Here is a 15996-nt window from a genome sequence, read left to right as displayed (position 1 = left end):
GGTCGATCAACGCACCAGATGCAAGAACTGCATGTGCCGTTCGTACTGGTCAAGGATGTCGTTGATCACCTGATCCTCGGTGTAACCCACCAGATCGTAGTCCTGACTGCCCTCGCGCAAATGCACTTCGGCACGGTGGTAACGACGGTTGTTGAGTTGCTTGGAACCCATGCCGCCACGGGCGAAGGACGGGGTGAAGTAGCCACGCATTTGCACCTGATAGATGAACGGATGCAGTTCGCCGTGACCGATTTCCAGGCTAACGTTGTCGTTGGCCGGATCGGGCTGAGTGACCACATGCAATCCCTTCTCGACAAACACGGCGGTCACTTCCTCAATGGCCGGGCGCACCGTTGTATCAAGGAAGCGATAAACCTCATCCCGAGACGGGAAATGCACTGCCTGACTCAAGCGCTGACGCCAACCGCCGCGCCGTGATCCAGATGCCGGTGCGAGGGAATGCAATTGCGCGATCTGTTTCTGCGACTCCAGATAAAACGCCTTGTGCAGACCCCACATCATCAGCAGCAAAATCATCGAGAACGGTAACGACGTCAGCACCACCGCCGACTTCAATGCGTCGATGCTGCCGGAGAACAACAGCGCACTGGTCACCAGTGCCGTCATCGCGCCCCAGAACACTCGCAGCCATTTCGGCCCGTCCTCATCGGGATTGCCACCCTTGGCGGACAAGGTCGACAACACCACGGTGCCGGAGTCGGCGGAGGTGACGAAGAACACGAAGCTGATGAACACCGTGACCGCGATCACGGTTTTGCTCCACGGGTAGGTCTCCAGCAGCAGGTAAAGCGTCATCGACGGGTTGTCGATGGCCGACATGCCGAGCGCGCTCATGCCGTGGTTGAGCACCTGATCGATGGCGCTGTTGCCGAAGATCGACATCCACGCCAGGGTGAAACCGAGCGGGATCAACAGCACGCCGAAGACGAATTCGCGGATGGTCCGGCCACGGGAAATCCGCGCAATGAACAGGCCCACGAACGGCGACCATGCAATCCACCAGGCCCAGTAGAACACCGTCCAGCCGCCCAGCCAGTCGCTGGGTTTGTCATAGGCGTAGAGGTCGAAACTCTTCATCGGCAAGGCACCGAGGTAATCGCCGAGGTTCTGGATAAGGGTATTGAGCAAGTGCTGGGTGGGGCCGGCGAACAACACGAACAGCAGCAGCGCACAGGCCAGCAGCATGTTGATGTCGGACATCACCCGCACGCCTTTATCGACGCCAGACACCGCGACGATGATCGCCGCGCCCATCATCAGCGTGATCAGGCCGACCTGAATCCACTGGGTGTGGGCGATGCCGAACAGGTAATCCAGGCCGGAGTTGAGGTGCAATACGCCAAAGCCCATGTCGGCACCGAGGCCGAACACCGTGGCGATGATGCCGAAGCCGTCCACCGCGTAACCGATGGGCCCGTTGATGCGCTTGCCGATCAGCGGGTACAGCGCCGAACGCAGGGCCAGCGGCAGGTTATGTCGATAGGCGAAATAGGCCAGCGCCATGCCGACGAAGGCGAACACGCCCCAGCCGTGCAGGCCCCAGTGCAGAAACAGAATCTGCATCGCCTGACGCGCCGCCTCCGCCGTACCGGCCTCGCCTTGCGGTGGTTGCACCAAATGCGTAAGTGGTTCGGACACGCAAAAGAAAAACAGCGTGATGCTGATCCCGGCGGCGAACAGCATGCCGGCCCAGGACAAGTAACTGAATTCGGGCTCGTCGTGGTCGGCACCGAGCTTGATCTTGCCGTAGCCGGACAAGGCGGTGACCACCACGAAGACCAGATACAGCGTCATCGCGAGCATGTAGTACCAGCCGACCGTGTTGGCCGCCCAGTTTTGCGCTTGCAACAGCCAGGCACCGGCCTGTTCGGGGATCGCCATGACCACGACGGCGAACAACAAAATGAAGGTCGCCGCGAAATAAAACACCGGCGGATTCATGCGGACCTGGCCGCTTGCGGGGATGGACGATGCACTCACGAAAGGTGCACCTCGAGGGGGGAAAACGTGGCTGTAAAAATCGGACTCAGCAAAGGCAAGCCTCCTGTTGTGAGCGGGCGGCGAACCACCGGTTTAACTTGAATGAACGTTCAAGTTAAACATGAATAGGGTGCTAAGGACTAATCGCAGGGCTCGGCGGTAGCTCGTCTCACCCTGGCTGAAGGAAGGATTGTGGCGAGGGGGCTTGCCCCCGTTGGGCCGCGAAGCGGCCCCAAAAATCGCGACCGCCTCTATGTGGATTTAACTGGTTATCTATATTGCGGTTGCTGCGCAACCGAGCGGGAGCAAGCTCCCTCGCCACAAAAAGCGCAAAGTGTCACCTGGCTTACTTCTGCGTCCCGTCATCATGCTGCAGATTCGCCTGGGTCAGGTTGCACCCCGCTGGCACGCTGCGGGTCAGCCAGACGTTGCCACCAATCGTCGAGCCCTTGCCGATGGTGATCCGTCCCAGAATCGTCGCGCCGGCATAGATCACCACGTCGTCCTCGACGATCGGATGCCGCGGATGGCCCTTCTGCAACTGGCCGTCTTCGTCCGCCGGGAAGCGCTTGGCGCCCAACGTCACGGCCTGATAAATCCGCACCCGCTCACCAATGATCGCGGTTTCGCCGATCACCACACCCGTACCGTGGTCGATGAAGAAACTGCGACCGATCTGCGCGCCAGGATGGATGTCGATACCGGTGGCCGAGTGGGCGATTTCCGCGCTGATCCGCGCCAGCAACGGCAACCCGGCGCGGTACAAATGGTGGGCCAGGCGATGGTGAATCACCGCCAGGATTCCCGGGTAGCACAGCAACACTTCATCGACACTGCGAGCCGCCGGATCGCCGTGATAGGCCGCCAACACGTCGGTGTCCAACAGGCTGCGCAATTCCGGCAGAGCGAGGGCGAAGTCCTGAATGATCCGGATGGCCTTGGCTTCGACTTCAGAGTCGCCCCCGGCACTGTGACGAGCGACGTAGCGCAATTCGAGCCGCGCCTGAGCCAGCAATGCATTCAACGCCACGTCGAGTGTGTGGCCGACGTAGAAGTCCTCACTCTCCTCACGCAAATCCACCGGCCCCAGACGCATCGGAAACAACGCACCGCACAAGGCTTCGAGAATGTCCGCCATGGCCGCTCGGGACGGCAACTCGCGACCGCCCTGCTCGGTGCTGGCGCGGCCGTTTTGTGCGCGCCACTGGTCGCGCGCCGTACGCAGTTGGCTGACGATGGTCTGCAATTGCCAATGGCTGGAACGCTCGCTCACGGTAAAAACTCCTCACGGGCGGCCGGACTGTCTGGCCGCGCTGACGGCGATTACTTTACGGCAACGACTTGCAGCCGAATTAAGAACCAATAGTGCTGGGAACAATACTTTTGGCTATAAGCGATTGGCAGTTGCCCCGCTAAATACCCGTGCCTATAGTCCAGACATCTTTCTCCGCCAGTACGGACCCATGATCAAACAACAGCTTGCCCGTTTTAACCGCCTCGACCTGCTCGGTCACCCTACCCCGTTGGAAAAACTCGAACGCTTGTCGACCTGGCTGGGCCGCGATGTGTACGTCAAACGCGATGACCTGACGCCATTGGCACTGGGCGGCAACAAGCTGCGCAAACTCGAATACCTCGCCGCCGATGCCCTGGCCCAGGGCGCCGATACACTGATCACCGCTGGCGCGATCCAGTCCAACCACGTGCGCCAAACCGCCGCCATTGCGGCCAAGCTTGGCCTGGGCTGCGTGGCGCTGCTGGAGAACCCGCTCGGCACTGACGATAGCAACTACCTCGGCAATGGCAATCGGCTGTTGCTGGACCTGTTCGATGCCAAAGTCGAGTTGGTGGAAAACCTCGACAATGCTGACGAGCAATTGCAAGCGCTGGCCGCACGTCTGCGCAGCAACGGCAAGAAACCCTATCTGGTGCCGATTGGTGGCTCCAATGCGGTGGGCGCTTTGGGTTATGTCCGTGCAGGTCTGGAACTGGCCGAGCAGATCAAGGACACCGGGCTGCAATTCGCCGCCGTAGTCCTGGCTTCCGGCAGTGCCGGCACCCATAGCGGCCTGGCGCTGGCATTGAGCGAAGTACTGCCGGATTTGCCAGTGATCGGCGTGACCGTTTCCCGTAGCGATGAAGCTCAACGACCGAAAGTCCAGGGCCTCGCCGAACGCACTGCCGAGCTGTTGGGCGTGGACCTGCCGGCGAGTTTCAAAGTCGAACTGTGGGACGAATATTTCGGCCCGCGTTATGGCGAGCCGAATGCCGGGACGCTGGCGGCGGTGAAGCTGTTGGCGAGCCAGGAAGGGTTGTTGCTGGACCCGGTGTATACCGGCAAGGCCATGGCCGGTTTGCTCGACGGCATCGGGCGCCAGCGCTTCGATGACGGCCCGATCATCTTCCTGCACACCGGCGGGGCACCGGCGTTGTTTGCCTACAAAGATTTTCTGTAACCGATAGTCCTGTGGCGAGGGGGCTTGCCCCCGTTGGGTCGCGCAGCGGCCCCTTGTGTCCGGCAGTCATATCGAGTCAGCAGACATTACGACTGCTTCGCAGCCGAACGGGGGCAAGCCCCCTCGCCACAGGAATGCACCCCTCAAATATTCATTTAAAGAATAACAAACTTAATATTTATTATTTTCCAATCTAAAAATCCCATCATATAGTCGCGCCGCAGGCGAATTTGCAGCGAGACGCATAAGCTGCTTTAGGGCAGGATATCGCAGTCGTTCAAATCCCGAATTTGCCAACTTTCCTTAAGCGTCTTCCATAAGAAAACACAGGGGCTTGTCATGAATTTTTCCGCACTACGTAGAAATCTGCTGGTGGGCTCGTTGGGCCTGGCGCTGAGCGCCGGCCTGCTCGGGCAAGCGGTTGCCGGAGAGCAACTGCAAAAGATCAAGGACGCGGGCGTGATCAACGTCGGCCTGGAAGGCACTTATCCACCGTTCAGCTTCGTCGACGAGGCCGGCAAACTGAGCGGCTTCGAAGTCGAGTTCTCCGAAGCCTTGGCCAAAGAGCTGGGCGTGAAGGTCAAACTGCAGCCGACCAAATGGGAAGGCATCCTCGCGGCCCTGGAATCCAAGCGTCTGGACGCGGTGATCAACCAGGTGACCATCACCGAAGAGCGCAAGAAGAAGTACGACTTCTCCGAGCCGTACACCGTTTCCGGGATTCAGGCGCTGACCCTGACCAAAAACAAAGACACCATCAAGACCGCCGCCGATCTGGCCGGCAAGAAAGTCGGCGTAGGCCTGGGCACCAACTACGAGCAGTGGGTGAAAGAGAATGTGCCGAAGGCTGACGTCCGCACCTACGAAGATGACCCGAGCAAGTTCCAGGATCTGCGCGTCGGCCGCATCGACGCCATTCTGATCGACCGCCTGGCCGCGCTGGAATACGCCAGGAAGGCCAAGGACACTGCCGCCGCCGGCGAAGCGTTCTCCCGCCAAGAGGCCGGTATTGCCCTGCGCAAAGGCGAGCCTGAACTGCTGGCCGCGGTGAACAAAGCCATCGACAAGCTGCGTGCCGACGGTACGCTGAAAAAGCTTTCGGAAAAATACTTCAGCGCTGACGTCACTCAATAATGGGAGAAGCTTTCCAACTCGCGCTGGACTCCGCGCCCTTCCTGCTCAAGGGCGCGTATTACACGGTCATCCTGAGCCTGGGCGGAATGTTCTTCGGCCTGCTGATGGGCTTCGGCCTGGCGTTGATGCGCCTGTCGCGCTTCAAACTGGTGAGCTGGATTTCCCGCATCTACGTGTCGTTCTTTCGCGGCACGCCGTTGCTGGTGCAACTGTTCGTGATCTATTACGGCTTGCCGCAATTGGGCATCGAACTTGATCCGCTGCCGGCGGCCCTGATCGGTTTCTCGCTGAACATGGCGGCCTACGCCTGCGAAATCCTGCGTGCCGCGATCAGCTCCATCGAGCGCGGCCAATGGGAAGCTGCGGCCAGTATCGGCATGACCCGCGCGCAAACCCTGCGCCGGGCCATTCTGCCGCAAGCGATGCGCACGGCCCTGCCACCGTTGGGCAACAGCTTCATCTCGCTGGTCAAGGATACCGCGCTGGCGGCCACCATTCAGGTGCCGGAGCTGTTCCGCCAGGCACAGCTGATCACCGCCCGTACCTTCGAAATTTTCACCATGTATCTTGCCGCCGCGCTGATCTACTGGGTTCTGGCCACGGTGCTTTCGCACCTGCAGAACAAGTTGGAAGAGCGGGTCAATCGGCACGACCAGGAGTCCTGACCCAATGATTGTCGTGGAAAAACTGACAAAGCAGTTCAAGGGTCAGGTGGTGCTCAACGGCATCGATCTGCAGGTGAAGGAAGGCGAGGTAGTGGCAATCATCGGCCCCAGCGGCTCGGGCAAGACCACGTTCCTGCGTTGCCTGAATTTTCTGGAAGAACCCACCAGCGGCCGGATCAAGGTCGGCGACATCGAGATCGATGGCAGCCGCCCCCTGAACCAGCAGCAGAGCCTGGTACGGCGCCTGCGCCAGCACGTGGGTTTTGTGTTCCAGAATTTCAACCTGTTCCCCCATCGCACAGCCCTGGAAAACGTCATCGAAGGCCCGATCGTGGTGAAAAAAATTCCACGGGCCGACGCCGTTGCCCTGGGTAAAAAGCTGTTGGCCAAGGTCGGCCTGGCGGGCAAGGAAGACGCTTACCCGCGTCGCCTTTCCGGCGGTCAGCAACAGCGGGTGGCGATTGCCCGGGCGCTGGCGATGGAACCGGAAGTGATCCTGTTCGATGAGCCAACCTCGGCGCTGGACCCGGAACTGGTGGGCGAAGTGTTGGCGACCATCCGCGGCCTGGCCGAGGAGAAACGCACCATGGTGATCGTCACCCACGAAATGGGTTTTGCTCGGGACGTGGCCAACCGTGTGGTGTTTTTCGACAAGGGTGTGATCGTCGAACAGGGCGAAGCCAAGGCGCTGTTTGCCAACCCGAAAGAAGAACGGACGAAGCAGTTTCTCAGCAAATTCCTTAACAACGCTTAGTTCAATCCCCACTCAAAAACTGTCAACTTCCATGGACGGAAGTGGCACTTTCTCCGACTTATGAAATCCTGTCATCGCCATCAACGACTGCCTTGATTCACTCCGATCATAGATAACTTCCCACCCTCCCATGCGGTACATATATATGTCCTGCAATAGATTCACCTCGCTTAAAATCCATAAAAATCCTCGCCACCTACAGTCAATGGGTTGCTGCCTCCAAGGCATACACACCCCCAAATACCGGACTGAATTCGACAGGACAATGGGGTTTATTAACTACACCGTGTAGGAGATTTCTGAATAACCCAAGAACCAACCTTTAATCGACAAACACTATTGACACCTATTCGAACCCACTCTTATCTAGTCTCCAACAAGCGACTTTCATCAAACTCGATCACTCTTCAAATACACAAAAAGTGAATCGTTTTGTTGCCTGGTAATTCACGCCTTTCGATCTTTCAGAAACGGACTTCGCGGTAAGGCTTCAAGGAGAGAACCCCATGACAAGCACTTCGAACAAACCCGAACTTGCAGCCCCGACCCTGGCGCAAACTCACAAGGCCGGCATCAGCATCACCTCGGCCGCTCATCTTATGATCGACGTGCCGACTTATCCCGGCATGGACGAAGGCGACCTGATCGAGCTGTTCTGGAACAACTGCTACGTGGCCTCCAGCGTGTTGGGGACTGACCATGGCGGCAAAGCGGTGAGCCTGCGGGTGCCGGAAAGCTTCATTGCCAACGGTTCTGCTCGCGTCCATTACAAGGTCATGCAGATCGGGCAAGGGCCAGCGATATCACCGGCGGCGCACGTCCAGATCAAACTCGATTGCCCCGGCGGCCTGCCCTCGCCCCTTTGCGATGAGGAAAACCAGAGCCTGGCGCCGGTGTTCATCCCCGAGACCATTCGCCGTCAGGGGGTCAATCCGAACCAGGTCAAGCGCGGTGTGCCATTGACCATCGAACCGTATCTGAATATGGCCACCGACGACGAAATCACCCTGCGCTGGGGCGATGTGCGCATGGACCTGCCCAAACTCAAGGCCGACGATGTGGGTCAGCCGATTCACGTCTGGGTGCCACCGGCAATCATTCTCGAAGCCGGCGAAGACCTTCGACTGGAAGTGACTTACTGCATCCTCGACCGGGTGGGTAACAACTCGCGCTGGGCACCGGCCCGCACGCTGAAGATCGGCTGTGCCAATCCTTACCTGAAAGTGCCGCCCAAAGAAGTGCTCAAAGCTGCTGAATCCCGAAAGAAGTGAAAAAACTTGCTGTAATCACCGACCTCGTGGGGAGGGGCTTTTGTGGCGAGGGGGCTTGCCCCCGTTGGACTGCACAGCAGTCCCCGATTTTTTGAACGCCTGATGTTGTGTCAGGCAAACCACATGTGCTGGATTTACGACTGCTTCGCAGCCGAACGGGGGCAAGCCCCCTCGCCACAGGAGTTCAGATCAGACCTTCTATACATATTCCTAAAAGTTAGTTCATTAATTATTTATACGCGTTTAGGGTATATACACCGGACCACCGGACATTCGTGTTTTTCGTTCGCCGCAACACCTGCGGCGTTTTCATGAGATGTGAGGTAGGTATGGTCCGGAACACAATCACCCCAGTGCAAATCGCCAGGGCATTGCGTGCAGCCAAGGAGCGGCACTGATGTCCAGTCTGGCAGATGCAATCATCCAGAGTGATCTGGACATCGCCCCGTTGTTGTTGCCCGCGCAGGTCTTGCGCAACGACGCACAAGCCATCAAGGCTGCCCAAGAGCTGGCGCAAGTCGCCCGCCTGCACGCCGCCAAACGTGACCAGCAGCGCAAGTTGCCCTGGTCGGAAATCGAACAGTTCACCCGCAGCGGCCTGGGCAGCATTGCCATCCCGCGTGAGTACGGCGGCCCACAGGTTTCATTCGTCACCGTTGCCGAAGTCTTCGCGATCATTTCCGCAGCCGACCCGGCCTTGGGGCAGATCCCGCAGAACCAGTTCGGGATTCTCAACCTGATACTGGGCAGTGCCACCGAGTCGCAGAAAAAGCAGCTGTTCAAAAGCGTGCTCGAAGGCTGGCGGATCGGTAACGCAGGCCCTGAGCGCGGTACCAAAAATACCCTGGAGCTCAAGGCGCGAATCACCGCCGACGGCGATGGCTTCGTCATCAACGGGCAGAAGTTCTACTCCACCGGCGCATTGTTCGCCCATTGGGTGGCCGTCAAGGCGCTGAACGACGACGGCAAGCAAGTGCTGGCCTTCGTTCGGCGCGGCACGCCGGGCTTGCGCATCGTTGATGACTGGTCAGGTTTCGGCCAGCGCACCACCGCCAGCGGCACCATTTTGCTCAACAACGTGCGGGTCGACGCCGAGCTGGTGGTGGACAACTGGAGGATCAACGACAGCCCGAACACTCAGGGCGCCGTGTCGCAACTGATTCAAGCAGCCATCGACGCCGGCATCGCCCGGGGCGCAATCGATGACGCCATCGAATTCGTGAAAACCCGTGCCCGGCCCTGGATCGACGCCAAGGTCGAACGGGCCAGCGACGACCTCTACGTGATCGCCGATATCGGCAAGCTGAAAATCGAACTGCACGCCGCCGAAGCGCTGCTGCGCAAGGCCGGGCAAGTGCTCGATCAGGTCAACGCCGCGCCGCTCACCACCGAGTCCGCGGCCCGCGCCTCGATTGCCGTGGCCGAGGCCAAAGTGCTGACCACCGAGATCTCGCTGCTGGCCAGCGAAAAACTCTTCGAACTGGCCGGCAGCCGCGCCACCCTCGCCGAATTCAACCTCGACCGCCACTGGCGCAATGCCCGGGTGCACACGCTGCACGACCCGGTGCGCTGGAAGTATCACGCGGTTGGCGCTTATCACTTGAACGGCACGTTGCCGGCTCGCCACTCCTGGATTTAACGACCAGATCGCTGGAGAAACACATGTCTCTTTCTCGAAACGTCGCGGTCATTACCAGCGATGAGCAAGCCCTGATCGTCGCCGGTGACCTGGCCGACGACTTCAAACGCGACAGCGCCCTGCGCGACCGCGAACGTCGTTTGCCGCACCCGGAACTGGAAGTGTTTTCCCGTTCGGGCCTTTGGGGCATCAGCGTGCCAAAGGAATACGGCGGCGCCGGGGTTTCCAACGTCACCCTGGCCAAAGTGATCGCGTTGATCGCCCAGGCTGACGGCTCCCTGGGGCAGATCCCGCAGAACCATTTCTACGCCCTCGAAGTGCTCCGTGTGAACGGCAGCCATGGGCAGAAAAAGCGCCTGTACGCCGAAGTGCTGGCCGGCCAGCGTTTCGGCAATGCACTGGCGGAACTGGGCACCAAAACCGCCCATGACCGCGTCACCCGCCTGACCCGCGACGGTGACGGTGACGGTGACGGTGACGGTGACGGCTATCGCATCAACGGCCGCAAGTTCTACGCCACCGGCGCCATTTACGCCCAGCGCATCCCCACCTCAGTAGTGGATGAAAACGGCGTGCAGCAGCTGGCCTTCGTCCCGCACAACAGCAAAGGCCTGACGGTCATCGATGACTGGAGCGGCTTCGGCCAGCGCACCACCGGCAGCGGTTCGGTGGTGTTCGAGGATGTCTACGTTGCCGCCGAGGACGTGATTCCATTTCAAAGCGCGTTCGAACGCCCGACCACTGTCGGTCCATTGGCGCAGATTCTCCACGCCGCGATCGATACCGGCATTGCCCGCGCAGCCTACGAAGATGCATTGCATTTCGTGCGCACCAAAACCCGGCCGTGGATCGACGCCACGCATGAAACAGCCACCGAAGACCCGCTGACCATCAAGAGTTTCGGCCACTTGAGTATTCGTCTGCACGCCACCGAAGCCTTGCTGGAACGCTCCGGCGAATTCCTCGACCGAGCCCAGGCCGACACCAATGCCGAAACCGTTGCAGCTGCATCGATTGCGGTTGCCGAAGCCCGGGCCATCAGCACTGAGATCTCCCTCGCCGCCGGCAGCACGCTGTTCGAACTGGCTGGTAGCCAGGCGACCCTGATCGAACATGGCCTCGATCGCCACTGGCGCAACGCCCGGGTGCACACCCTGCACGACCCGGTGCGCTGGAAGTATCACGCGGTGGGCAATTACTACCTCAACGATGAAAACCCGCCGTTGCGGGGGACCATTTGATGAGCAAAAAGAAGATCCTGCTCAACGCGTTCAACATGAACTGCATCGGGCACATCAACCATGGTCTGTGGACCCATCCACGGGACACGTCCACCCAGTACAAGACGATCGAATACTGGACCGAACTGGCGCAACTGCTGGAGCGCGGACTGTTCGACGGTCTGTTCATCGCCGACATCGTCGGCGTGTACGACGTCTACCAGAACTCGGTCGACGTGCCGCTCAAAGAGTCGATCCAATTGCCGGTCAACGACCCGCTGCTACTGGTCTCGGCCATGGCCGCGGTCACCAGGAACCTCGGCTTCGGCCTGACCGCCAACCTGACCTACGAGCCGCCGTATCTGTTCGCCCGACGCCTGTCGACCCTCGATCATCTGAGTCGCGGCCGGGTCGGCTGGAACATCGTCACCGGCTATCTGGACAGCGCCGCCAAGGCCATGGGCCTCAGCGAGCAGGTGGAACACGACCGACGCTACGACCAGGCTGACGAATACCTGCAAGTGCTCTACAAACTCTGGGAAGGCAGCTGGGAAAACGGCGCGGTACTCAACGACCGCGAGCAACGGATCTACGCCCAGCCAGACAAAGTGCACAAGGTCGAGCACAAGGGCGAGTTCTATCAGGTCGAGGGATATCACCTCTGCGAGCCGTCGCCGCAACGCACGCCGGTGCTGTTCCAGGCCGGCAGCTCCGATCGCGGCCTGCTGTTCGCCGGTCGGCATGCCGAGTGTGTGTTCATCAGCGGCCAGAACAAACCGGCGACCCGGGTTCAAGTGGACAAGGTTCGCGCCAGCGCCGTCGAGGCCGGGCGCAAGCCTGAGGACATCAAGGTGTTCATGGGCTTGAACGTGATCGTCGGCGCCACCGAAGAACTGGCCTGGGCCAAGCATGCCGAGTACCTGAGCTACGCCAGCGCCGAGGCCGGCGTGGCGCACTTTTCGGCGTCCACCGGGATCGATTTTTCCGAGTACGAACTCGACGAACCGATCCAGTACGTGAAGAGCAACGCCATCCAGTCCGCCACCAGGAACCTGCAAAACAACGACTGGACCCGCCGCAAACTGCTGGAACAACACGCCCTCGGCGGCCGCTACATCACCGTGGTCGGCTCGCCTGAGCAAGTAGCGGATGAGCTGGAATCATGGATCGCCGAAACCGGCCTCGACGGCTTCAACCTGACAAGGATCGTCACCCCGGAAAGCTATGTGGATTTCATTGAGCTGGTGATTCCCGAGTTGCAACGCAGGGGCTCGTACAAGACCGCTTACGACGACGGCAGCCTGCGGGAAAAACTGTTCCAGCGTGACGCGCATTTGCCTGAGCAACACACGGGCTCCCATTACCGACACTAAAACCTGTGGCGAGGGAGCTTGTCGGAACGCCGCATCGCCCCGCTCGACTGCGCAGCAGTCGCAAAACCTGCTGGCGAGTTTCAACTGACTGAACTCATTGAATGGCTTTGGGGCCGCTTCGCAGCCCAGCGGGAGCAAGCTCCCTCGCCACAAAAGCATGCACATTAAACAATTGACTGGAAAATCATCATGACCAAAAAACTCTTATCCCACCCAGTCAAAGCACTGGCCCTGGCCCTCGGCCTCTTCAGCTCCGTCACCTTCGCCGCCGACGCGCCGCTGAAGGTCGGCACCACCGCCGCCTTCGCCATTCCGCTGGAAGCCGCCGTAGAGGAAGCCAGCAAACAAGGCCTGAAAGTCGAACTCGTGGAGTTCAGCGACTGGATCGCTCCCAACGTCAGCCTCGCCTCGGGCGACATCGACGTGAACTACTTCCAGCACATCCCGTTCCTGGAAAACGCCAAGGCCGCGGCCGGTTTTGACCTGGTGCCGTTCGCCCCGGGCATCATCAACAACGTCGGTCTCTACTCGAAGAAATACAAAAGCTTCGCCGAGTTGCCCGAAGGCGCCAGCGTGGCCATCGCCAATGACCCGATCAACAGCGGTCGCGGCCTGCAACTGCTGGCCAAGGCCGGCCTGATCACCCTCAAACCGGGCGTCGGCTACAAGGCCACCGAAGAAGACATCATCGCCAACCCGAAGAAAATCAAAATCCTTCAGGTCGAAGCCGTGCAACTGGTACGCGCCTATGACGACGCCGATCTGGTCCAGGGTTACCCGGCCTACATTCGCCTGTCAAAAACCTTCGATGCCAGCTCCGCGCTGCTGTTCGATGGTCTCGATCACAAGGAATACGTGATCCAGTTCGTGATCCAGCCGAAAAGTAAAACCGACCCGCGCCTGATCAAATTCGTCGACATCTATCAGCACTCGCCAGCGGTTCGCGCAGCGCTGGATAAGACCCATGGCAAGCTCTATCAAGCAGGCTGGGAAAGCTGAGCATGACGGCCGCCATCCAACGGCGACTGGAGACTCCAGAGCCACACAGTGCTGAACGCACCGAGCTGCACCCCGAGCTGAACCGCGCCCACGTGCGCTTCATCGGCCTGGGCAAAACCTACAACGGCCAGCAAGGTCCGGTGGCGGCCCTGCACGGTATCGACCTGGCAATCCAGCGCGGTGAAGTGTTCGGCATCATCGGGCGCAGCGGTGCCGGCAAGTCGTCTCTGATCCGTACCATCAACCGCCTCGAACAACCGAGCAGCGGGCGAGTACTGATCGATCAGGTGGACATCGGTGAGTTCGATGAAGACCGCCTGGTGGCGCTGCGCCGACGGATCGGGATGATCTTCCAGCACTTCAATTTGATGTCGGCCAAGACGGTTTGGCAGAACGTCGAGTTGCCGCTGAAAGTCGCCGGTGTGCCCAAGGAAAAACGCGAGCAGAAGGTCCGTGAATTGCTCGAACTGGTCGGCCTGCAAGGAAAGCACAAGGCTTATCCGGCGCAGCTTTCCGGCGGCCAGAAACAACGTGTCGGCATCGCCCGTGCGTTGGTGCATGACCCGGAGATTCTGCTGTGCGACGAGGCCACTTCGGCCCTCGATCCGGAGACCACCCAATCGATCCTCGGCCTGTTGCGCGAGATTAATCAGCGCCTGGGCCTGACCATCGTGCTGATCACCCACGAGATGGCGGTGATCCGCGATATCTGCGATCGGGTCGTGGTGTTGGAGCACGGGCGAATCGTCGAACAAGGGCCGGTCTGGGAAGTATTCGGCAACCCGCAACATGAGGTCAGCAAGACCTTGCTCGCGCCGCTGCAACACGGTCTGCCGGAAGAACTGCAAAGCCGCTTGCGGGCACAGCCGCAGTCTTCGGACGCCGCCGTGGTCCTGCGCTTGCAATTCACCGGCAATACCCGCGACGAGCCAGACCTGGCGGCGCTTTTCAGCGCCCTCGGTGGCCGCGTGCGTTTGCTGCAAGGGGGCGTGGAACGGATTCAGGGCCATGCGCTGGGGCAATTGCTGCTGGCGGTGACCGGTTCGTCCCTCGGCGCCGAGGAATTGCGTCAGCGCGCCAGTCATTGGGCGCAACAGGTGGAGGTGCTGGGTTATGTGGTTTGATCGATTGCTGCAAGGTTTCATCGATACCTTCCTGATGGTCGGCGTGTCGTCACTGATCGCGCTGTTGGTGGGCATTCCGCTGGCGGTGATCCTGGTCACCAGCACCAAGGGCGGGATCTACGAAGCACCGGCGCTGAACCGCGCACTGGGCGCGTTCGTGAACCTGTTCCGCTCGATTCCGTTTCTGATTTTGATGGTGGCGCTGATACCGTTTACCCGGTTGATCGTCGGCACCACCTATGGCGTTTGGGCGGCGGTGGTGCCGCTGACCATCGCCGCCACGCCGTTCTTCGCGCGCATCGCCGAAGTCAGCCTGCGGGAAGTCGACCACGGGTTGATCGAAGCGGCACAGGCCATGGGCTGCCGGCGCTGGCATATCGTCTGGCATGTGTTGCTGCCCGAGGCGCTACCGGGGATTGTCGGCGGCTTCACCATTACGCTGGTGACCATGATCAACTCGTCGGCCATGGCCGGGGCGATTGGCGCTGGTGGGTTGGGCGACATTGCTTATCGATATGGGTATCAGCGCTTTGACAGCCAGATCATGTTGACGGTGATTGTGTTGCTGGTGGTGTTGGTGGCGGTGATTCAGTTGGGTGGGGATCGGTTGGCGCGGGGGTTGAACAAGCGCTGAATCAAGATCAAAAGTGCGAAAGCGCTTATAGTCAGTGCTTCTTTCTTTTTCTGTGCAGCCGACCATGAAACAGACTCCCGCCGACCTGGAGCAGATCACCTCTACCACCCTGGGCCATTACAACGCGGTGGCCGAAGACTTCCGTGAAGGCACTCGCGATCACGATGTCAGCCAGAACATCGATGCTCTGCTACGGCATATCCAGAGTAACGCGCCATTCAGCATTCTCGACTTTGGCTGCGGCCCTGGCCGCGACCTGAAAACGTTCACCCGCCTGGGCCACATTGCCATCGGGCTCGACGGTTCGGAAAAGCTTGCGCAGATGGCCCGGGACGACAGCGGGTGTGAGGTCTGGCAGCAGGACTTTCTGAAACTCGATCTGCCGGCCGAGCGGTTTGACGGGATTTTTGCCAACGCGGTGCTGTTTCATGTGCCGAGCCAGGAATTGCCGCGGGTGTTGAAGCAGTTGCGCGAGGCGTTGAAACCGGGCGGTGTGTTGTTCAGTTCCAATCCGCGTGGCGAGAATCAGGAAGGCTGGAACGGACCGCGTTATGGGGCGTATTACGATCTTCAGGTGTGGCGCGAAATGCTGACCGAAGCGGGGTTTGTGGAGCTGGAGCATTACTACCGGCCGGCGGGGCTGCCGCGGGAGCAACAGCCTTGGTTGGCGAGTGTTTGGCGTCGAATCGATTAGGGCGACGATCAAAAGATCGCAGGCTTCGCCAG

At 59.9% G+C, this 15996-nt stretch carries 14 protein-coding genes; 12 read left to right on the top strand and 2 right to left on the bottom strand.

Going from position 1 to position 15996, the window contains the following annotated elements:
• Positions 1-6: 6 nt before the first annotated feature.
• Positions 7-1962 carry a choline transporter BetT gene (gene betT, locus LOY36_RS01090; protein ID WP_258674127.1) on the bottom strand — a complete coding sequence of 652 codons (1956 nt, stop codon included), beginning with the start codon at positions 1960-1962 and terminating at the stop codon, positions 7-9.
• A 385-nt stretch (positions 1963-2347) separates the two neighbouring features.
• Positions 2348-3274 carry a serine O-acetyltransferase EpsC gene (gene epsC / locus LOY36_RS01085; RefSeq protein ID WP_007939563.1) on the bottom strand — a complete coding sequence of 309 codons (927 nt, stop codon included), beginning with the start codon at positions 3272-3274 and terminating at the stop codon, positions 2348-2350.
• A 190-nt stretch (positions 3275-3464) separates the two neighbouring features.
• Here epsC and LOY36_RS01080 point away from each other — a divergent pair, with 190 nt between their 5' ends.
• The 12 genes from LOY36_RS01080 (at position 3465) to LOY36_RS01025 (ending at position 15964) form a co-directional block, all read left to right on the top strand.
• Positions 3465-4457 carry a D-cysteine desulfhydrase gene (locus LOY36_RS01080; RefSeq protein WP_258671943.1) on the top strand — a complete coding sequence of 331 codons (993 nt, stop codon included), beginning with the start codon at positions 3465-3467 and terminating at the stop codon, positions 4455-4457.
• A 339-nt stretch (positions 4458-4796) separates the two neighbouring features.
• Positions 4797-5591, top strand: coding sequence for a cystine ABC transporter substrate-binding protein (gene tcyJ, locus LOY36_RS01075; protein ID WP_019581730.1), 795 nt, complete (start codon positions 4797-4799; stop codon positions 5589-5591).
• Positions 5591-6256: a cystine ABC transporter permease gene (gene tcyL / locus LOY36_RS01070; RefSeq protein WP_007939566.1), complete on the top strand. Its 666-nt coding sequence runs from the start codon at positions 5591-5593 to the stop codon at positions 6254-6256. The genes tcyJ and tcyL overlap by 1 nt, the downstream gene beginning before the upstream one ends.
• A gap of 4 nt (positions 6257-6260) precedes the next feature.
• Positions 6261-7010, top strand: coding sequence for an L-cystine ABC transporter ATP-binding protein TcyN (gene tcyN, locus LOY36_RS01065; protein ID WP_007939567.1), 750 nt, complete (start codon positions 6261-6263; stop codon positions 7008-7010).
• 506 nt (positions 7011-7516) lie between these two features.
• A complete protein-coding gene (locus LOY36_RS01060; RefSeq protein ID WP_258671942.1) occupies positions 7517-8281 on the top strand; it encodes a hypothetical protein in 765 nt (254 codons plus the stop codon).
• 397 nt (positions 8282-8678) lie between these two features.
• Positions 8679-9920 carry an SfnB family sulfur acquisition oxidoreductase gene (locus LOY36_RS01055; protein WP_111453977.1) on the top strand — a complete coding sequence of 414 codons (1242 nt, stop codon included), beginning with the start codon at positions 8679-8681 and terminating at the stop codon, positions 9918-9920.
• A gap of 23 nt (positions 9921-9943) precedes the next feature.
• Positions 9944-11161, top strand: coding sequence for an SfnB family sulfur acquisition oxidoreductase (locus LOY36_RS01050; RefSeq protein WP_258671940.1), 1218 nt, complete (start codon positions 9944-9946; stop codon positions 11159-11161).
• Positions 11161-12513 carry an LLM class flavin-dependent oxidoreductase gene (locus LOY36_RS01045; RefSeq protein WP_258671938.1) on the top strand — a complete coding sequence of 451 codons (1353 nt, stop codon included), beginning with the start codon at positions 11161-11163 and terminating at the stop codon, positions 12511-12513. The genes LOY36_RS01050 and LOY36_RS01045 overlap by 1 nt, the downstream gene beginning before the upstream one ends.
• A 189-nt stretch (positions 12514-12702) precedes the next feature.
• On the top strand, positions 12703-13512 hold the full coding sequence (locus tag LOY36_RS01040) for a MetQ/NlpA family ABC transporter substrate-binding protein (RefSeq protein ID WP_258671936.1): 810 nt from the start codon (positions 12703-12705) through the stop codon (positions 13510-13512).
• A 2-nt stretch (positions 13513-13514) separates the two neighbouring features.
• Complete coding sequence (locus LOY36_RS01035; RefSeq protein WP_258671934.1) at positions 13515-14636, top strand: methionine ABC transporter ATP-binding protein; 1122 nt, start codon at positions 13515-13517, stop codon at positions 14634-14636.
• On the top strand, positions 14626-15270 hold the full coding sequence (locus LOY36_RS01030) for a methionine ABC transporter permease (RefSeq protein ID WP_018929342.1): 645 nt from the start codon (positions 14626-14628) through the stop codon (positions 15268-15270). Before LOY36_RS01035 ends, LOY36_RS01030 begins: the two co-directional genes overlap by 11 nt.
• A gap of 64 nt (positions 15271-15334) precedes the next feature.
• Complete coding sequence (locus LOY36_RS01025) at positions 15335-15964, top strand: bifunctional 2-polyprenyl-6-hydroxyphenol methylase/3-demethylubiquinol 3-O-methyltransferase UbiG (RefSeq protein ID WP_258671932.1); 630 nt, start codon at positions 15335-15337, stop codon at positions 15962-15964.
• Positions 15965-15996 lie beyond the last annotated feature (32 nt).

The organism is Pseudomonas sp. B21-019 (assembly GCF_024749225.1).
Lineage (GTDB): Bacteria > Pseudomonadota > Gammaproteobacteria > Pseudomonadales > Pseudomonadaceae > Aquipseudomonas.
The sequence above is the reverse complement of the archived record's forward strand: the minus strand, read 5'-3'. Positions and strand labels throughout refer to the sequence as shown.

Excerpts from the sequence above, each read along its gene's own strand:
- betT (WP_258674127.1), bottom strand. The coding sequence starts at position 1,962 with ATGAATCCGCCGGTGTTTTATTTCGCGGCGACCTTCATTTTGTTGTTC.
- LOY36_RS01080 (WP_258671943.1), top strand. The coding sequence starts at position 3,465 with ATGATCAAACAACAGCTTGCCCGTTTTAACCGCCTCGACCTGCTCGGT.
- tcyJ (WP_019581730.1), top strand. The coding sequence starts at position 4,797 with ATGAATTTTTCCGCACTACGTAGAAATCTGCTGGTGGGCTCGTTGGGC.
- tcyL (WP_007939566.1), top strand. The coding sequence starts at position 5,591 with ATGGGAGAAGCTTTCCAACTCGCGCTGGACTCCGCGCCCTTCCTGCTC.
- tcyN (WP_007939567.1), top strand. The coding sequence starts at position 6,261 with ATGATTGTCGTGGAAAAACTGACAAAGCAGTTCAAGGGTCAGGTGGTG.
- LOY36_RS01060 (WP_258671942.1), top strand. The coding sequence starts at position 7,517 with ATGACAAGCACTTCGAACAAACCCGAACTTGCAGCCCCGACCCTGGCG.
- LOY36_RS01055 (WP_111453977.1), top strand. The coding sequence starts at position 8,679 with ATGTCCAGTCTGGCAGATGCAATCATCCAGAGTGATCTGGACATCGCC.
- LOY36_RS01050 (WP_258671940.1), top strand. The coding sequence starts at position 9,944 with ATGTCTCTTTCTCGAAACGTCGCGGTCATTACCAGCGATGAGCAAGCC.
- LOY36_RS01045 (WP_258671938.1), top strand. The coding sequence starts at position 11,161 with ATGAGCAAAAAGAAGATCCTGCTCAACGCGTTCAACATGAACTGCATC.
- LOY36_RS01040 (WP_258671936.1), top strand. The coding sequence starts at position 12,703 with ATGACCAAAAAACTCTTATCCCACCCAGTCAAAGCACTGGCCCTGGCC.
- LOY36_RS01035 (WP_258671934.1), top strand. The coding sequence starts at position 13,515 with ATGACGGCCGCCATCCAACGGCGACTGGAGACTCCAGAGCCACACAGT.
- LOY36_RS01030 (WP_018929342.1), top strand. The coding sequence starts at position 14,626 with ATGTGGTTTGATCGATTGCTGCAAGGTTTCATCGATACCTTCCTGATG.
- LOY36_RS01025 (WP_258671932.1), top strand. The coding sequence starts at position 15,335 with ATGAAACAGACTCCCGCCGACCTGGAGCAGATCACCTCTACCACCCTG.